This window comes from Thiocapsa sp., assembly GCF_035467215.1.
Lineage (GTDB): Bacteria > Pseudomonadota > Gammaproteobacteria > Chromatiales > Chromatiaceae > Thiocapsa.
In genome coordinates this window covers 15,594-31,754 of the sequence record NZ_DATITZ010000207.1, presented here as the reverse complement: position 1 = coordinate 31,754, position 16,161 = coordinate 15,594, and the positions used below count along the sequence as shown (strand labels likewise).

14 protein-coding genes and 1 pseudogene are annotated in these 16,161 nt (G+C 63.5%); 1 reads left to right on the top strand and 14 read right to left on the bottom strand.

Translation table 11 applies throughout. The annotated features are described in order from the left end of the window. The 8 genes and pseudogenes from VLR48_RS11555 to pilM form a co-directional block, all read right to left on the bottom strand. A pseudogene (locus tag VLR48_RS11555) lies at positions 1-930 on the bottom strand (glutamate synthase subunit alpha); the annotation flags it as partial. A gap of 429 nt (positions 931-1,359) precedes the next feature. After that, positions 1,360-2,442 (bottom strand): 3-dehydroquinate synthase, encoded by a 1,083-nt coding sequence (aroB, locus tag VLR48_RS11550; protein WP_325291930.1) that lies wholly within the window; start codon positions 2,440-2,442, stop codon positions 1,360-1,362. A 65-nt stretch (positions 2,443-2,507) separates the two neighbouring features. Further along, on the bottom strand, positions 2,508-3,032 hold the full coding sequence (aroK, locus tag VLR48_RS11545) for a shikimate kinase AroK (RefSeq protein ID WP_325291929.1): 525 nt from the start codon (positions 3,030-3,032) through the stop codon (positions 2,508-2,510). A 206-nt stretch (positions 3,033-3,238) separates the two neighbouring features. Continuing rightward, positions 3,239-5,575: a type IV pilus secretin PilQ gene (gene pilQ / locus VLR48_RS11540; protein ID WP_325291928.1), complete on the bottom strand. Its 2,337-nt coding sequence runs from the start codon at positions 5,573-5,575 to the stop codon at positions 3,239-3,241. A 19-nt stretch (positions 5,576-5,594) separates the two neighbouring features. Continuing rightward, complete coding sequence (locus VLR48_RS11535) at positions 5,595-6,125, bottom strand: pilus assembly protein PilP (RefSeq protein ID WP_325291927.1); 531 nt, start codon at positions 6,123-6,125, stop codon at positions 5,595-5,597. Continuing rightward, positions 6,122-6,727, bottom strand: a complete 606-nt coding sequence (locus VLR48_RS11530; RefSeq protein ID WP_325291926.1) for a type 4a pilus biogenesis protein PilO — start codon at positions 6,725-6,727, stop codon at positions 6,122-6,124. The genes VLR48_RS11535 and VLR48_RS11530 overlap by 4 nt, the downstream gene beginning before the upstream one ends. 22 nt (positions 6,728-6,749) lie before the next feature. Further along, complete coding sequence (locus VLR48_RS11525) at positions 6,750-7,367, bottom strand: PilN domain-containing protein (RefSeq protein WP_325291925.1); 618 nt, start codon at positions 7,365-7,367, stop codon at positions 6,750-6,752. Next, complete coding sequence (pilM, locus tag VLR48_RS11520) at positions 7,368-8,453, bottom strand: type IV pilus assembly protein PilM (protein WP_325291924.1); 1,086 nt, start codon at positions 8,451-8,453, stop codon at positions 7,368-7,370. 203 nt (positions 8,454-8,656) lie between these two features. Here pilM and VLR48_RS11515 point away from each other — a divergent pair, with 203 nt between their 5' ends. Further along, complete coding sequence (locus VLR48_RS11515) at positions 8,657-9,265, top strand: hypothetical protein (RefSeq protein ID WP_325291923.1); 609 nt, start codon at positions 8,657-8,659, stop codon at positions 9,263-9,265. Between the two features lie 24 nt (positions 9,266-9,289). On the opposite strand, the gene VLR48_RS11510 is transcribed toward VLR48_RS11515, so the two are convergent. The 6 genes from VLR48_RS11510 to VLR48_RS11485 all read right to left on the bottom strand — a co-directional run bounded on the left by VLR48_RS11510 (position 9,290) and on the right by VLR48_RS11485 (position 16,051). After that, on the bottom strand, positions 9,290-10,585 hold the full coding sequence (locus VLR48_RS11510; RefSeq protein WP_325291922.1) for a citrate synthase: 1,296 nt from the start codon (positions 10,583-10,585) through the stop codon (positions 9,290-9,292). Positions 10,586-10,792: 207 nt separating this feature from the next. Next, positions 10,793-11,731 (bottom strand): malate dehydrogenase, encoded by a 939-nt coding sequence (mdh, locus tag VLR48_RS11505; RefSeq protein WP_325291921.1) that lies wholly within the window; start codon positions 11,729-11,731, stop codon positions 10,793-10,795. Positions 11,732-12,105: 374 nt separating this feature from the next. Beyond that, the gene (gene rpmE, locus VLR48_RS11500) at positions 12,106-12,306 is read right to left on the bottom strand and encodes a 50S ribosomal protein L31 (RefSeq protein ID WP_093192065.1); all 201 of its coding nucleotides are present in this window, start codon (positions 12,304-12,306) and stop codon (positions 12,106-12,108) included. A gap of 145 nt (positions 12,307-12,451) precedes the next feature. Beyond that, a complete protein-coding gene (gene hemW / locus VLR48_RS11495) occupies positions 12,452-13,642 on the bottom strand; it encodes a radical SAM family heme chaperone HemW (protein WP_325291920.1) in 1,191 nt (396 codons plus the stop codon). Further along, positions 13,639-14,724 carry a TRAP transporter substrate-binding protein gene (locus VLR48_RS11490; protein WP_093034141.1) on the bottom strand — a complete coding sequence of 362 codons (1,086 nt, stop codon included), beginning with the start codon at positions 14,722-14,724 and terminating at the stop codon, positions 13,639-13,641. Before VLR48_RS11490 ends, hemW begins: the two co-directional genes overlap by 4 nt. Before the next feature lie 112 nt (positions 14,725-14,836). Continuing rightward, positions 14,837-16,051, bottom strand: a complete 1,215-nt coding sequence (locus VLR48_RS11485) for a 30S ribosomal protein S1 (protein ID WP_325291919.1) — start codon at positions 16,049-16,051, stop codon at positions 14,837-14,839. Positions 16,052-16,161: the final 110 nt, after the last annotated feature.

Here is a 16,161-nt window from a genome sequence, read left to right as displayed (position 1 = left end):
ATAGCCACCCATCACCAGCAGCTCGAGCGCGTTGTCGAAGCAGGCGGAGTCCGACTGACCTTCCGGGATCAGAGGCCAGATGGTGTCGAGATCGTCGCCGAGGATCTCCGATCGCATCGTGTGACGCCGCGCGGCCATCCAGTTGACGTTGCCGCGCAGTGTGTTGATCTCGCCGTTGTGGCAGATCATGCGGAACGGCTGCGCCAGATCCCAGGTCGGGAAGGTATTGGTCGAAAAGCGTTGATGGACCAGCGCGATGGCGGATTCGAAGCGCTCGTCGGAGAGATCCAGATAATAGTTGCCGACCTGGTCGGCAAGCAGCATGCCCTTGTAGTTGAGCGTGCGCGAGGACAAGGATGCGGTGTAGTAGGCGGTCTGATCGTATCCGGCGCCGCGGATCTCGTTGTCCATCCGCTTGCGTATGACGAAGAGCTTGCGCTCGAAGGCGTCCTGATCGGCGCAGTTCTCGCCCCGGGCGATGAACACCTGTTGGACCAGCGGCTCGGTCGGGAGCACGCTCTTGCCCAGATCGCTGTTGTCGACCGGAACATCGCGCCAACCCAGCACCCGCTGTCCGCCTTCCCGCACGTGGCGATCGATGATGTCCTGCATCAAACCGCGCGCATCCGCGTCGCGGGGCAGAAACACCATGCCGACGCCGTATTCGCCGATCGGCGGGAGGTCGAAGGTGACCTGCGCGCGCAGAAAGGCATCCGGGATCTGCACCAGAATGCCGGCACCGTCGCCGGCCTTGGGATCCGCGCCGACCGCGCCGCGATGGGCAAGGCGCTCCAGGATCTCCAGCCCCTGCCGGACGATCGCGTGGCTCTTCGTGTTCTTGATGTTGCAGACGAAGCCGACCCCGCAGGAATCGCGTTCGTTGTCCGGGTCATAGAGACCCTGTGCGGGCGGATAGGCACGAAGGCTCATGATTGACCTCGCTGATACGAAAAACATGTTGCCGGGGATTGTGCAGTCGCGACCCGCGCGCTTACACCTTCAAACCTGTGTGTGATTGTCGCAACCGAGGCCCGACATCACAATCGTGTCGTCACTTCGAACGGGGAAGTCGTTTTACATCGACCGGGAGAGACGACGATCTCGGCCGGGTTACCGCAAAACCCCAAAGCATACCGTCTCAGCAGATGCTGTGCCACATCTCCCGAAATCATTCAGGCCCTCGCCGAGTGCCCTCGGTCCGGGCGGAGCCAGTCGATTTGTGCCGAAACCGCGGACGGTCAACCCTTTGCGGGGCCTGCTCGTACAGAGGATCGGGCGATTACGACCGGACGCAGCAACGCCCCGCCGTCGTGCGCGAGGCGTTCCGGCCGCCCTAAATCGGTGCGGTCGAGCGCGATCTCAGGAGGCCGCAGCGTCGAGGGTCGCTCGCAAAAGGTTCGGGTCGACGTCGCCCGTGACCAGAGCGTCTCCGGGGTGTTGCAGGAGAACCAGGCGCAGTCGACCGTCCTGGACCTTTTTGTCGACCGCCATGAGCTCGAGAAAGCGGTCGGCGGAGAGATCGTTTGGAGCGGCAACAGGAAGGCCGGCGCTTGCCACCAGCCTGCGGACCCGCTCGATGTCCGTCTCGTTGAGCCAACCCATGCGGGCCGAGAGATCGGCGGCCATGCAGATTCCGACCCCGACCGCCTCGCCGTGCAGCCAGGTGCCGTAACCGGTCGCGGTCTCGATGGCGTGCCCGAACGTGTGTCCCAGGTTCAGCAGCGCGCGCTGTCCGGCCTCAAGCTCGTCTTCGGCGACGATCTCCGCCTTGATCTCGCAGGAGCGGCGAATGATATAGGCCAAGGCATCGGCATCGCGCGCAAGCAGCTCGGCCATGTGCGTTTCGAGCCAGGCGAGGAAGGTCGCGTCGCGGATCAGCCCGTATTTCAGAACCTCCGCCAATCCGGCCGAGAGCTCGCGCTGCGGCAATGTCGCCAAGGTCGCGGTGTCTGCGATCACCGCTCGGGGCTGGTGGAAAGCCCCGATCATGTTCTTCCCGGCCGGATGATTGATGCCGGTCTTGCCGCCGACGGAGGAGTCGACCTGTGCCAGCAGGGTCGTGGGCACCTGGATGAAGCCGACCCCACGCTGATAACAGGCGGCGGCGAACCCCGTCATGTCGCCAACCACACCCCCGCCGAGTGCCACCAGGGTGCAGTCACGTCCGAAACGCGCCTGGAGCAAGGCATCGAAGATCCGGTTCCAGACCTCCATGGTCTTATATTGCTCGCCGTCGGGCAGCACCACCTCGCCGACGTGATAACCCTCCAACGCAGAGCGAACCGATTCCAGATACAGAGGCGCGACCGTCTCGTTGGTCACGATCATGACCTGCGAGCCGAGCAGATGCGGCCGGTAGAGATCCGGATCCGAGAGCAGGCCGGAACCGATGTGAATGGGATAGGCGCGCGCCCCGAGGGCGACGGTGAGGCTCCAGGACATGGCGTTTCTCCGATCATGCTGCCCGGACGTGAGCGGTGCTCTCGTCCAGGTCTTCGGGGCGCGGTTCAGATCTCTTCGGACTCCAAGCGTCGAGAGATCTCTTTGACCACGGAGCTGGTGCCGCGCTTTTCGGTCGACACGACCATATCGGCGACTTGGCGATAGAGCGGCTCGCGCTCCTCCATCAGCTCGCGTAGTTTCGCGAGTGGATCCTCCGTATCCAACAAGGGGCGATTCCGGTCGCGAGCGGTGCGGGCGTATTGCTGCTCCGGGCTGCAATGCAGATAGATGACGACGCCGCGCGCCGCCAAGTCTTGACGATTCTCCGCCGACAAGATGACCCCGCCGCCGGTCGCGAGCACGATCCGCTCCTCGTTCACCAGCTCCTCGATCACTTGGCGCTCGCGGGCACGAAAGCCGGTTTCGCCCTCGAACTCGAAGATGGTCGGGATGTCCACCCCCGTGCGGCGCTGGATCTCCTGGTCGCTGTCTTTGAAGGTGTAGGACAGCGTCTCGGCAAGCTGCCGTCCGACGGTACTCTTGCCGGCGCCCATCGGGCCGACGATAAAAATGTTCTGTGCGCGCATCATAGGAAAGGTATGCCAGATTTTCGGCGCGTGGGCAAGGGCAACGACGCCCGACCCGAGCGCGGTAAGAAAGACGACGCAAGCGGGAAGCGAGCGCCGGAGCGGTCGATAACGGCCCGATCGAGACGACGCGAGATCAAGCGTAACCCTCTGAGCTCCATCGAGTATTCGCTGTGGGTTGGGATTGCCGCTCGAGGGAGCGGGCGCCGCTAGTTTCCAACCAGGTCGCCCTTGAGGATCTTGGGCGTGACGAAGATGAGGAGCTCCGAGTTGTTGTCCTCGCGAGCCTCCCGCTTGAAGAGTCGCCCGAGGACCGGGACATCTCCGAGCCACGGCACTTGTTCCTTCGCAAAGGTCTTGGTCCGCTCGTAGACGCCGCCCAAGACGACAGTCTCACCATTGTCTACCAGAACCCGTGTTTCGATCTCGCGTGTGTTGATGGTCGGCGTCCCCTCGACGACACGGCTGAAATCGGGCTCGTCCTTGGTCACCACGAGATCCATGATAATCCGGTCGTCCGGCGTGATCGCAGGCGTCACCGTTAAGCTGAGTGTGGCGTTCTCGAATTCGACGTTCGTGCCGTCCTGGGAGACGGTCGGGTAAGGGATCTTTTTGCCCACCTCGATCCTAGCCTCCTTCTGATCGGATGTGATGACGCGCGGACTCGAGATCACCTCGCCGCGTCCCTCACGTTGCATCGCCGAGAGCTCCAATTGAAGCAGGTAGGAGCCGACCTTGCCGATCAAGAAGTTCACCGCACCCGCCGGGTCCGTGGCCGGGAGGTTTACGAGGAGCGAGGGAGTCGTGTCCGTCGGGATATCAACCGGGATTTCGGAACTCGGATTCAGGATGATTGAGTTGTTCGGCTGCCCCGCCGTGTTGAGCCCAAATGGCCCAGCATTGTAACCGCCCCACCCGGCGGCATTGCCGGGTAACCCGCCGCCGATCAGCATCTCATTGTTGTAGAGCGCGCCCATCGAGGTCGCGAGACCGAAGCGCACACCCAGATCCCGCGTGAAATCGTTGTTGGCAATGACCACCCGCGACTCGATCATGACCTGCCTGACCGGGATATCCAGTCGAGCGACGATCTCGCGGATTTGATCCAGGCGTGCGGAGGTGTCCATAACCAGGAGTGTGTTCGTGCGCTCGTCGAAGGTCACGCTACCGCGACCGGGCGTCAGGATCGAGTCTTTGGTGATTTCGCTCACGGTGCGATCGAGCTGCCGGGTGTCGCGGCCGATCGGGTTGCTGTCCCCTTGTGAGCTGACGCTCGATTGCAGGCTGGATGCACCCCGAATGAATGCGGCGATTTCGGCCGCCTTGGCAAACTTAACCGGGATGAACTCCGAACGGATCGGCGCCAATTCTTCGAGGCGTTGATCGGCGGTCAAGGTGCGCTCTTCGTGCCCGACGATCTCGTCGAAGGGGCCGACCATGATGACGTTGCCTTCCTGGCGCTTGGTCAGATTCTTGGTCTTGAGGATGATGTCGAGCGCATGATCCCAGGGCACATTCTTCAAACGCAGGGTAATGTTGCCCGCCACCGAGTCGCTGGCCACCAGATTCAGATCGGTGAAGTCGGCGAGCAGCTGGAGGACCGCCCGGACCTCGATATCCTGAAAGTTCAGCGAGAGTCGCTCCCCGTCGTAGACGACCTTTTCGCGCGCGAGACGCTCCTTCTCGGCCGAGGTCGGCGGTCGTAGCTCCAAGGTGAAAAGCTCATCCGTTTGGTAGGCCATGTACTCGAAGTCGATGCCGGTCTGGACGTTGACCTCGACGTTGCGTCCCTTGGGCCGGGACTCGATTGACACGACAGGTGTCGCGAAGTCCACGACGTCGAGCCGACGGAACAGACGCTGCGGCAGGGCCGCGTCGATGATGTCGACGAGGACGCGGCTGCTCTGCTCCCGGACGGTAACGCGGGTAGTCGCGCTCGGGAGCGTGATCAGGACACGGCCCTCGCCCTCCGGACCGCGGCGAAAATCGATATCGCGAACGCTCGGCCCCGGGGCCGCGCCTCCGTCGGAGGCGGGCCGGTCCCAGGGTGCGGATGCCGGCGCCCGAGGCTGTGCGCGCGCGGCAGCGGGTGCCGGCAAGGCGGGTTGCGCCGCTTCCGGCTCGCTCCGGGCGTCGATATCCACGCGCACGCGATTGCCGTCGGTCGTCACGCGATAGGGGACCGAATCGTTCAGGTTGATTACGACCCGTGCGCGATCGCTCGCCTCGACCGCAACCAGGCTATGGACGGGACCGACGCCGATCGGGACGGCTCTGCGCTCGAGTCGGTTGGCGACGCCCTCGAAGTCGAGCGCGATCCGTGCGGGCGACACCGTGTCGAAGGTTCGGGGAGCACTGACCGGTCCGGAGAAGATCAGCTGGATCTCGACGCGATTTCCCGGCTGTGCCGCGAATTGAATGTCGGTGAGATCGACGGCCGCAACCTGTGTCGCGCCGACGGACAGACCGAGCAGGGCCGCGTACGGGAGTACCCGTCGCAGGATGCCGCGCGGTCCGCGCGGGCTCGGTCGATAGGGGCTGTTCATCGCGCCATGCCTCTGCCTGTCACGGGGTGAGTTTGAGCTCGGCCGAACGTTCGCGCCAATCACCGGGGATTTCGGAGACGATCTCCGTCAATCGGACGGCGTCGTCGGTGATGTCGACGATCTGACCGTTGTTCATCCCGAGATAATTTCCGACCCGCACGCGATAGACCAAGCCTTCGCGCGTTCGAACCAAGGCCCATCGGGTCTCTTGCTGCTGGACCGTACCCACCATGCGCAGCGAATCCAAAGGAAAGCTCTCGAGCTCCTCTTTGGGTCGAAGCGGATCCGGGGCGAGGCTGTTGTCCGTTCCGTCGGCTGCCGCGGTTTGCGTGTCCATCACGAAAGGATCGCGTCGCCCTTCGGGCTCGAAGGCGAAGGCATCGACTGGTTGAATCTCGGGCAATGGCTCGATCGGCCCGGGGGGGCGGGCTCTGACCTCGTCGATGTAGGACTGCAGCTCCTGCGTCCCGCTGCGGTCGCACCCCCATAAGAGCAACGCCGTCAGGACCAACGACCCGAAGAAGCAGGCCGAGCGAAGTCGCCTGCTCACTGTTCGGCATCCTCGTCGAAATAGCGGTAGGTCTTCACCGTCGCCTGCAGCGACAGTTGCACCGCACCACTGCCGGTCGTTCCACCGGCATCGCTGATCTTGGTGTCGTGGACCGTCACGATGCGCGGCAATGATGCCAGTCCGCTGACGAAGCGCCCGAAGTCGTGATAACTGCCGGTGACGCGAATCTGGATGGGCAGCTCGGCGTAAAAGTCCTTGAGCTGCTCGCTGCCCGGTTGAAACAGCTCGAACTCGAGTCCCGCGGCGAGCCCGGTTTGAGAGACATCGACCAGGAGCGACGCGACCTCGGTTCGGTTCGGCAGCTGACGGAGCATCGCCCCGAAGGATTCCTTCATCTCCTCGATCTGCTGGCGATATTCATCGAGATTCGCGGCCTTGCGCTGCTTGGTCTCGAAGGATGCGCGCAGATCCGGCTCGGTCGCCTCGGCGCGATCGAGCCGACTCAACTGCTCCTGCGTATCGAAATAGAAGACCGCTCCGCCCAAGGCGATACAGGCGAGCAGGATCACGACGGCCTTCACCGCGATCGGCCATTCGCCGACGCTGTTGAGATCGAGTTGGTTGAGCTCGCTCAAATCCATCGGCACATCTCCGCGCGCCTCGTCATCGGCGGCTGTCGGCCATGAGCCACATCCCGGACCCTCGGTCCTCCGGGGCGTGCGTCTGGCTCGGAGCCGGGCTTACCCCGGGGCTGACCTGATCGAAGGACAACCGAAACTGGCTCCGGCCGGTCCCGGTCTTGTCCTCGATCAAGAGTAGACGCGGTTTGCCGATCCACTGCGATGCCTCGATGCTTCGCATAAAGGCGGAGACCCGCGCGTTGGACTGGGCACGCCCTTCGACGACGACCGCCTGCCCGTTCTGCTCGAGCTTGGTGAGATAAACACCTTCGGGAATCGCGACCACCAGCTCGTCGAACAGGCGCACGATCTCCGGGCGGCTTTCCTGAAGCTGTTGGATGATCTCCATGCGCGAGAGGAGATCTGCTTTGATCTTCTCGAGATCTTGAATCTCCTTGATCTGACGATCCAATTGCGCGATCTCGCCTTCAAGGAGCTGGTTTCGGGCCAGCTGATCGCCGATCCGCCCTTCGACCTGCAGGTGGACCAACACCGCCAGAAGCAGCGTTAAGACCAGTGCGAGACCACCCGCGGCGGCAAACTGCTTGCGTCGCCGTTGCCGCGCCTCTTCCCGCCACGGCAGGAGGTTGATGCGTGTCATCTAGTCGAACCCTCGCAAGGCGAGTCCGACGGCGACCATCATTCCGGGCGCCTCGCGCATCAACCCCTGGCTGTTGACGCTCTGGGAGATCGACATCCGACGAAAGGGGTTGGCGACAGCCGCCGGCAGTTTCAGACGCTCGGCCATCAGCCGATCGATCCCGGGGATGCTTGCCGGTCGTCCGGCAAGCAGCAGCCGATCGACACGATTGAAGCTGGTCCCGGAATAAAAGAACTGCAGCGCCCGACCGATCTGTTGTCCCAATGCCTCCTTGAAAGGCCCGAGCACGTCGGTTTCGAACCCCTCCGCAACATCGCCTTCGAGAATCTTGCCGAGAGCCACCTCGCGGGCCAGGCCGTAGCGTCGCTGGACCTCGTCGAGCAGTTGTTGGCCTCCGAAATTCTGCTCGCGGGTGTAGACGATCTGACCTTCGTGTATGACATGCAAGGTCGTCGTCGAGGCACCGACGTCGGCCACGGCGACTGTTCGAACGGCCTTGAGCTCGCTCTGGTCCTGCGCTTCTTCGGCGAGGATCAGCGAGCAGGCGTTCTCCATCGCATAGGCCTCGACATCGACGACTGCCGGTATCAACCCGGACGCCTCCACCACGCCCACGCGGTCGTCGACGTTTTCTTGACGCGAGGCGACCAACAGCACGTCCACCATCGAGGGATTGCCCTTTGTCGGACCCACGACTTGGAAGTCGAGATTGACCTCTTCCAACGGATAGGGAATGTATTGATCCGCCTCGAGCTGAATCTGGTTCTCCATCTCGGCGTCGCTGAGGGTTCCGGCCATGGCGATCACCTTGCTGATCACCGCCGAGCCGGCCACGGCCACCGCCGCGCGTTTCGCTCGCGTTCCGGTGTTGCCGACGGCCTTGCGGATGGTCGCCGCGACCCGATCCGGATCAGCGATCTTCTTCTCGACCAGGGCACCCGGAGGAAGCGGCTCGATCGCGAAATGCTCCACACGAAACGCCGCGGCGGTCTGCACGGGCAATCGCGACAGCTCGATGAGCTTGATGGCGGTCGAGCTGATGTCGATCCCGATGAGGGGTTTTATTTTGCTGCTGAGGCCGAACATCGCCATTTCGTAAGTAGATTTCCGTTCTGTTTCGGCTCGCCGCGCGAATCCCCGAGCCGACGTGGCGTGTGCCGAGGGCGCTTGAACCCCACCCGGGGCGAGCCTTGGCTGGGGCCCATTATAGACACGCTCCACGTCGATGCGCGGGGTTTGAGCGCACGGACGATGCGCGCATGCCGGGACGCACGTGAATGAGGTACGCCATGCCGACGAGAGAACGGATCGACGCTCAGCGCGAGCGACTTGCCTACGAGGCCGCTCGCATCGTCCTCGACCAAGGCTTGGAGGATTACGACAAGGCCAGGCGGAAGGCGGCCGAACGCATCGGTGTGCCGGATCGGCGCCATTGGCCGAGCAACGAGGCGGTGCAGGACGCGGTTCTAGCGCAGCGTCGGCTCTTTATGGGCCGGGCCGACGAGAACGCGTTGCAACGCCTCCGGACCGCGGCGCTTCAGGCAATGGAGCAGCTCGAGCCGTTCGCGCCTCGACTGGTCGGCGGTGCGCTCAGCGGTGCGCTCGGCTCCGGGTCGGGCATCGACCTGCTGCTGTTTGCCGACCGCGCCGAAGACGTGATCTTCACGTTGCTCGACCTGCGCATCCCCTGGCGCGAGGCCGAGCGCTCGATGCGTTATTCCGGCGGCGTGCGCTGCGTGCATCCGGTCTTTCGTTTCATGGCGGGGGAGCTGCCGGTCGAGCTGGTCGTGCTGCCGCGACGGGCCTTGCGCAATCCCCCTTTGGATCCCGTGACCGAGCGCCCGCAGCGCGGCGCGGACCGTCACGAAGTGGCTCGGCTGATCGCGTTCGGCGACTAGAAACACCCCCGAATCGGGGTTTCTCTAACGCTTCGAGATCGGCAGATAGTCTCTTTGGGTGGGCCCGTGGTAGATCTGGCGGGGGCGGCCGATCCGGTTGTTCGGGTCGGACATCATCTCCATCCAATGCGACACCCAGCCGACCGTGCGCGCGACCGCGAACATCACGGTGAACATGTTGCGCGGTATCCCGAGCGCCTGATAGATGATCCCGGAATAAAAGTCGACGTTCGGATAGAGTTTCCGCTCGACGAAATACTCGTCGCTCAGAGCGATCTCTTCCAGCTTCATCGCTAATTCGAACAAGGGGTTGTTGGTGTCTGCGAGCTCTTCGAGCACCTGGTGGCAGACCTCGCGAATGATCTTCGCGCGCGGATCGTAGTTCTTGTAGACCCGATGTCCGAAACCCATGAGCCGAAACGGGTCGTCCTTGTCCTTGGCCTTTTCCATGTAGCGCTGCACATTCTTGACGTCGCCGATCTCGTGGAGCATGTCCAGGACGGCCTCGTTCGCACCCCCGTGTGCCGGACCCCACAGCGAGGCGATACCCGCCGCCACACAGGCGAAGGGATTCGCACCGGAGCTGCCGGCGAGCCGCACCGTGGAGGTGCTGGCGTTTTGCTCGTGGTCGGCGTGCAGGATGAACAGCAGATTCATCGCCTTCTCGGCGATCAGCGTCGGCTTGTAGACCTCGCAGGGCGTGGCGAACATCATGTGCAGGAAGTTCGCGCAATAGCGCAAATCGTTGCGGGGATACATGATCGGCTCGCCGACGCTGTGCTTGTAGGCCGCGGCGGCGATGGTCGGGAGCTTTGCGATGAGACGATGTGCCGAGATCTCGCGGTGGCGTGCGTCGTTGACGCTGAGCGAGTCGTGGTAAAAGGCGGAGAGGGATCCGACGACGCCGATCAGGATTGCCATGGGATGGGCGTCATAGTGAAAACCGTTCAGGAAATTCTTCAGGTTTTCATTGAGCATGGTGTGGCGGGTGATCAGCTTCTCGAATCCGACCAGCTCTTTTTCGACCGGTAGCTCCCCGTAGAGCAGCAAATAGGCGACCTCGAGAAAACTCGCCTTGGTCGCCAGCTGCTCGATCGGATAGCCCCGATAGAGCAGGATCCCGTCCTCGCCGTCGATGTAGGTGATGGCACTGTGGCAACTGGCGGTGGACATGAAACCGGGGTCGTAGGTGAAGACCCCGGCCTCCTTGTAGAGAGAGGAGATATCAGCGGCCGACGGGCCGACGCTGCCGGAGCGTAACGGGAAGTCGAAGCTCTCGCCCGTGACGTTGTTGGTGATGGTGATCGTTTGGTTCGCCATAAGCTCGCTCCTGACCGTCTTCGGGGCGTCGCGCCCCGTCGGCGTTGGTGTTGTTGGTCTCGAGTCTCGACTGCGGCGTGACGACAAGCAAGGCCGATGTGCCGGGGTAATCCGCGAGTACCGCTCCGCGCTGCTGTTTCGAACAAGATGTGTCGACCCGGCCCGGCCCGTCAGGCTCGACGGACCCAAGCAATTATCGGCCCAACGTCAAGGCAGGGACAGGCTGCGCAGGCGTTCGATGTCGGCGCGCACCGCGCTCGCCGAGCGGTCGAAGTCCGCCCGTTCGCGCGCATTCAGATCCAGCTCGACGACCGATTCCATACCCCGCTCGCCCAGGACGCAGGGAACGCCCATCGCGATGTCGCTCTCGCCGTACTCACCCTCGAGCAGGGCGACGCAGGAGAGCAGTCGCCGGCGATTGTTGACGATGGCATCGACCATCGCCGCAACCGCAGCCCCCGGTGCATCGTAGGCGCTCGAGTTCTTTCGCAAGGCAAGGATCTCGGCGCCGCCTTGACGCGTGCGCTCCATGATGGCCGCGATACGCTCCTCGGAGATGAAGTGCGAGATCGGGATCCCGTTGATGGTGCAAAAACGCGGCACGGGCACCATTGTGTCGCCGTGACCGCCGAGTACCATCGTCGTGATGTCGAGCGCCGAAAAACCGGTTTCCTGAGCGATGAAGCTGGCCATGCGCGCGGCGTCGAGGACACCGGCCTGTCCGAAGATCCGATTGCGCTCCCAGCCCGTGCGTTGCGCGACCCGATAGGTCAGTGTATCGACCGGGTTGGAGACAATCAGCACCATGGCATCGGGCGCATATTGCATGATCTGATCGGTGACGCCGTCGATGATGCGGACATTCGCCTCAAGCACGTCCGAGCGGGACATGCCCGGTTTGCGCGGAAGCCCGGCAGTGACGATGACGAGATCGGAATCCCTGAGGATCTGCGGATCGTTGCTGCCGTTGATCGAGCAGTCGAATTCGAAGAAGGGGGCCATTTGGAGGATGTCCAGAGCGATACCTTCGGGGATCCCCTCACGAACATCCATGAGAGCGATCTCGCGACAGAGCTCCTCCTCGGCCAGGATCTGCGCCGTCGTCTCGCCGACTCGGCCGGCGCCGATGATGGTGATCTTGTTCACGTGACTGTTTCTCCGATCAGTGGTCCGTTGACCACGGTCGCGCGGACCAGCCTTGTCGCCGTGGCCTCGAGGGGAGCAGCCGGACTGCGGACTGGACCCGGGGCCTATCTTACACCTGCAGCCACGTGCATGACCCGCCACGCGCGGGGTAGCTCGATCGGGTCAGGCAATCGACCGGTTGTGCGGCGGAGATTCGACCGAAGCAGATACCCGCGCAATGCGGGGCTGCCCGGGATCTTGCGCGTGCGGGATGGTGGATTGGCGCGGGTGCGCCGGACGGCAAATCCGAAACGGCTGAGCGTCACGCTCGGGGGGAGGCGGCTCGCTCGACGAGCCGGAATGCGCCGGGCGGGACAGCGCCCGGTGCAAGCGCATCAGCGCGCGTATTTGCGCCTGAACTTATCGACGCGCCCGGCGGTGTCGAGGACCTTTTGCTTGCCGGTGTAGAAGGGATGGCAAGAGGAGCAAACCTCGACGTGCATTTCCTTGCCCAAGGTTGAGCGGGTCGTAAACTCGTTACCGCAGCTGCAGACCACCTTGACGTCGGCGTAGTTGGGATGGATTCCTTCTTTCATGATGACCCTGGCGTTGGCATTGGCCCCGATCGGGCGCTGAAAAATCAATGGAACGCGGTAGGATACAACCCCGGCTACAACCCCGCAACCATGTGTTGCGGCGCGATCGTCCTGTCCTGGCTCGGGCAACTCGCCCGAGCGGGGATTACGAGACGGTCGCGAAGCGCGCCACAAGATCGTCGAGGAAACGACGACCGCGGACGGTAGGCTCGACGCGGCCGGCGAGGATCCGGAGCATGCCGTCTTGCTCTGCGCCGCGGACGACGTTCGAGATGCGCGACCACGGCAGTCCCGTGGTGCGGGTGAAAAGATCGCACGGGAACCCCTCTACGAGACGCAAGGCGTTGAGCGCAAATTCAAGGATCAGATCCTCATCGTCGAGGATGCGCATGCTGCTGACCAAGGTGTCCCGGGGTGCGCTGAGGTAGGCCGCGGGCTGGCGGCGTTTGGCGGTTCGCGACACCTGCCGGCCGCCCGGAAACGAGCTCGGTTGCGTGAGCTTGCCGTGGGCGCCCGCACCGATCCCGAGATAGTCGCCGAACTCCCAGTAGTTGAGGTTGTGGCGACAGCGCGCGCCGTCCCGCGCATGGGCGGAGACTTCGTATTGACGGTAGCCGGCGCGCACCAGGTCCTCGAGGCCCTGTTCCGCCATGTCGGCGGCCAGGTCGGAATCCGGCACGGGAGGCGGGTGCGCATAAAACGCGGTGTTGGGCTCGAGGGTGAGTTGATAGTAGGAGATGTGCTCGGGTTCCAGAGCGATCAGCGCATCGAGATCCTGCTTCGCCTCTGCGACGTCCTGCTCCGGCAGCGCAAACATCATGTCCAGGTTGACATTGTCGAAGGCGGCCGCGCGGGCCATCCGCAGGGTCTCGTACACCTCGTCGGGTCCGTGGATCCGTCCGAGCGCATGCAAGCGGTCTGCCGAGAGACTTTGCACCCCGATCGAGAGCCGATTGACCCCCGCCTCGCGGTAATGCGCGAAACGGGCCGCGTCACGCGTCCCCGGATTCGCCTCCAGTGTGATCTCGATCCCCGGGAGCAGCTCGGCACGCTCCCGAATGCCGTCGAGCAGTCGCCGCACGGCCGGGCCGGGAAACAGGCTGGGTGTTCCACCGCCGATGAAGACCGAGCCCAGCGGCCGTCGTGCACCGGGCCGATCGAGCTCGAGATCCAGATCCTCGAGCAGGCGTGTCACGTAGGAATCAAACGGCGGGGCGTCCGCGGCATGCGAGTTGAAATCGCAATAGGGACATTTTCTGACACACCAAGGGGTGTGCACGTAGAGCGCAAGCGGCAACGCCTGCGCGCCGCCGCTGCCGCTTGCGGATTCGGTCACGCCTGATCGCGTGCCTGTAGGTAGGTCAACTCCCCGATCCCGCTCCACTCCTTGCTTTGGCTGAGGAATTTTTTGTAGGAGCTGTAGACCTTGGAGGAGAACTCGTCCTTCTGCGCGATCTCGGCGACGACCTCATCCGAGAGTGCTCGCAGCTTGAGTATGACGTCGTTCGGAAACCGTCGCAGGTCGACGTTGTGCTTGGTGATGAGCGTCTGAAGCGCAACGGGGTTGCGGGCGGTGTACTCGGCGAGCATGTCCTGATTGACGACCTTGCAGGCGTTCATGACGATGGATTGAAGATCTGCCGGCAGCCCGTCGTAGACCTTTTTGTTGATCATGGCCTCCAGGATGGTGCCGGGCTCGTGCCAACCCGGATAGTAGTAATACTTGGCCGCCTTGTAGAGACCAAAAGCCAGGTCGTTGTAGGGTCCGACCCATTCGGTTGCATCGATCGTACCGTTCTGCAATGCGGTGAAGAGCTCCCCTCCGGGAAGATTGACCGGTGTTCCGCCGGCCCGCGCCAACACCTCGCCGCCAAGGCCGGGGATGCGCATCTTCAGGCCTTTCAGATCCTCGACCGAGTTGATCTCCTTGTTGAACCAACCGCCCATCTGCACACCGGTGTTCCCTGCGGGCGCAGGCACCAGGCCGAACTGCGCGTAGAGCTCGGTCCAAAGCTCCATCCCGCCGCCATGGTAGATCCAGCCGTTCATCTCCTGCGCGGTCAGACCGAAAGGCACGGTGGAGAAGAACTGAGCGGCCTCGCTCTTGCCTTTCCAGTAGTAGGCCGAGCCGTGGCCCATCTCGGCGGTCCCGCGCGAGACCGCATCGAAGATCTCGAACGCGGGGACCAGCTCGCCGGCGCCGAAGACCTTGACCTCGATGCGACCGCCGCTCATCTCGCCGATCAAGGCGGCGAGGTTGTTCGCTCCCGTGCCGAGGCCGGGAAAGTTCTTGGGCCAGGTCGTGACCATCTTCCACGAGTACTCGGCCTTGGCATGCGCCGAGCGCATCCCGCCGGACAGTGCCCCGACCGCCAACGAGCCGGCACCAACCCCTTTGATGAAATCGCGGCGTTGCATCCACTTCCTCCAGTCTGCTTGTTGATGTTGTGCTTGTCGTGGTGAGGACTCGAGGGCGGAACGCCGGCTCCGTCCCTCGATGCCGTTCATGTCGGCGGGGGCCCGAAGAGGCCTAGGATTGGCCTTTCTTCAACGACTCCTGCAGAAGCGCGCCGAAGCTGCCCATGGTCTTCTCAGGGGCCTCGGCAGCGGGTGTGCCGGGCATGACGGCAGGCGTCTGCGCTCCGAGATCGCTCCCCTTGGTGTCGTCGAGCGACAGACTGATCCGACGCCGCTCCGAATCGACGCCCAGGACGGTCGCCTCGACAGGGTCGCCGACGTTAAGCACTTCGCTCGGGTGGTTCACGCGTCGTCCCGCGCCGAGCTCGCTGATATGCACCAGCCCGTCGATCCCCGGGGCAAGCTCGATGAAGGCCCCGAAGGGCTGCAGCCGACTCACCCTGCCGCTCACGCGCTGACCGACGGGGAAGTTCTCGGCGGCCTCCTGCCAGGGATCCCGGGCAAGTGCGCGGATCGAGAGCGCGATCTTCTCCCGGCCCTTCGGACCGCTCGGAGGTTCGATGCGCAGGACCGAGACCTCGACCGGTTGGCCGACGCTCAGGATCTCGCTCGGGTGCTTGACATGACCGAAGGCGAGCTGACTAATGTGGATCATGCCCTCGAGGCCGCCGATATCCACGAACGCACCGTAGTCCTTCAGGGAGGTGACGATCCCGGACAGCACCGCGCCTTCATGCAATTGCGCGCGAGTCTCCTCGGCACGCAGGCGTTGCTCCTCTTCGAGCAGGACCTTGCGTGACAGGACGAGATTCGGACGTCGACCGCCCTCGAACTTGGTGATACGGAAATCCAACCGCTGGCCGACGAGCTCGGAGAGGTCTTCTATAAAGCGGATGTCGACCTGCGAGGCAGGGCAGAAGGCACGGATCCCTGCGACCTGGACCTCGACCCCGCCTTTGACCGCCGCACTGACTTGACCTTGCACGGGCAGACCTTGCCGGTAGGCGCCCTCGACCTCCTCGATGCCGTGATAGCGGTGTCCGTGCTGACTGCCGAGCAGCAGCATCCCGGAATCCTCGTCCTTGCCGGTGACATGCGTCTCGATGGTGTCGCCGACGGCGGACTTGAGGTTGCCCTCGGCATCCTTGAGCACCGAGACCTCGATGCGTCCTTCCGATTTGCCGCCCAGATCCACGAAGGCGAACTCCTCGCCGATCGACACCAAGACGCCCCGCACCTTGTCGCCGACGGCCGCCTCCCCGGCGCCGGACTGCGGATGGGTCTGGTCGAATTGCTTGAGGAGGTCTTCGAAGCTGGGTTCGGACATGGTTTCGGAGTGCCGTCGTCGGGTTGAGGGTCGCGTCTAAGCCGCGTCCGGAGTGAGATGCGTCGTCTCGGAATCATCGCTGCCTCGGCGCAGACCAAGGGTGTCGGCGA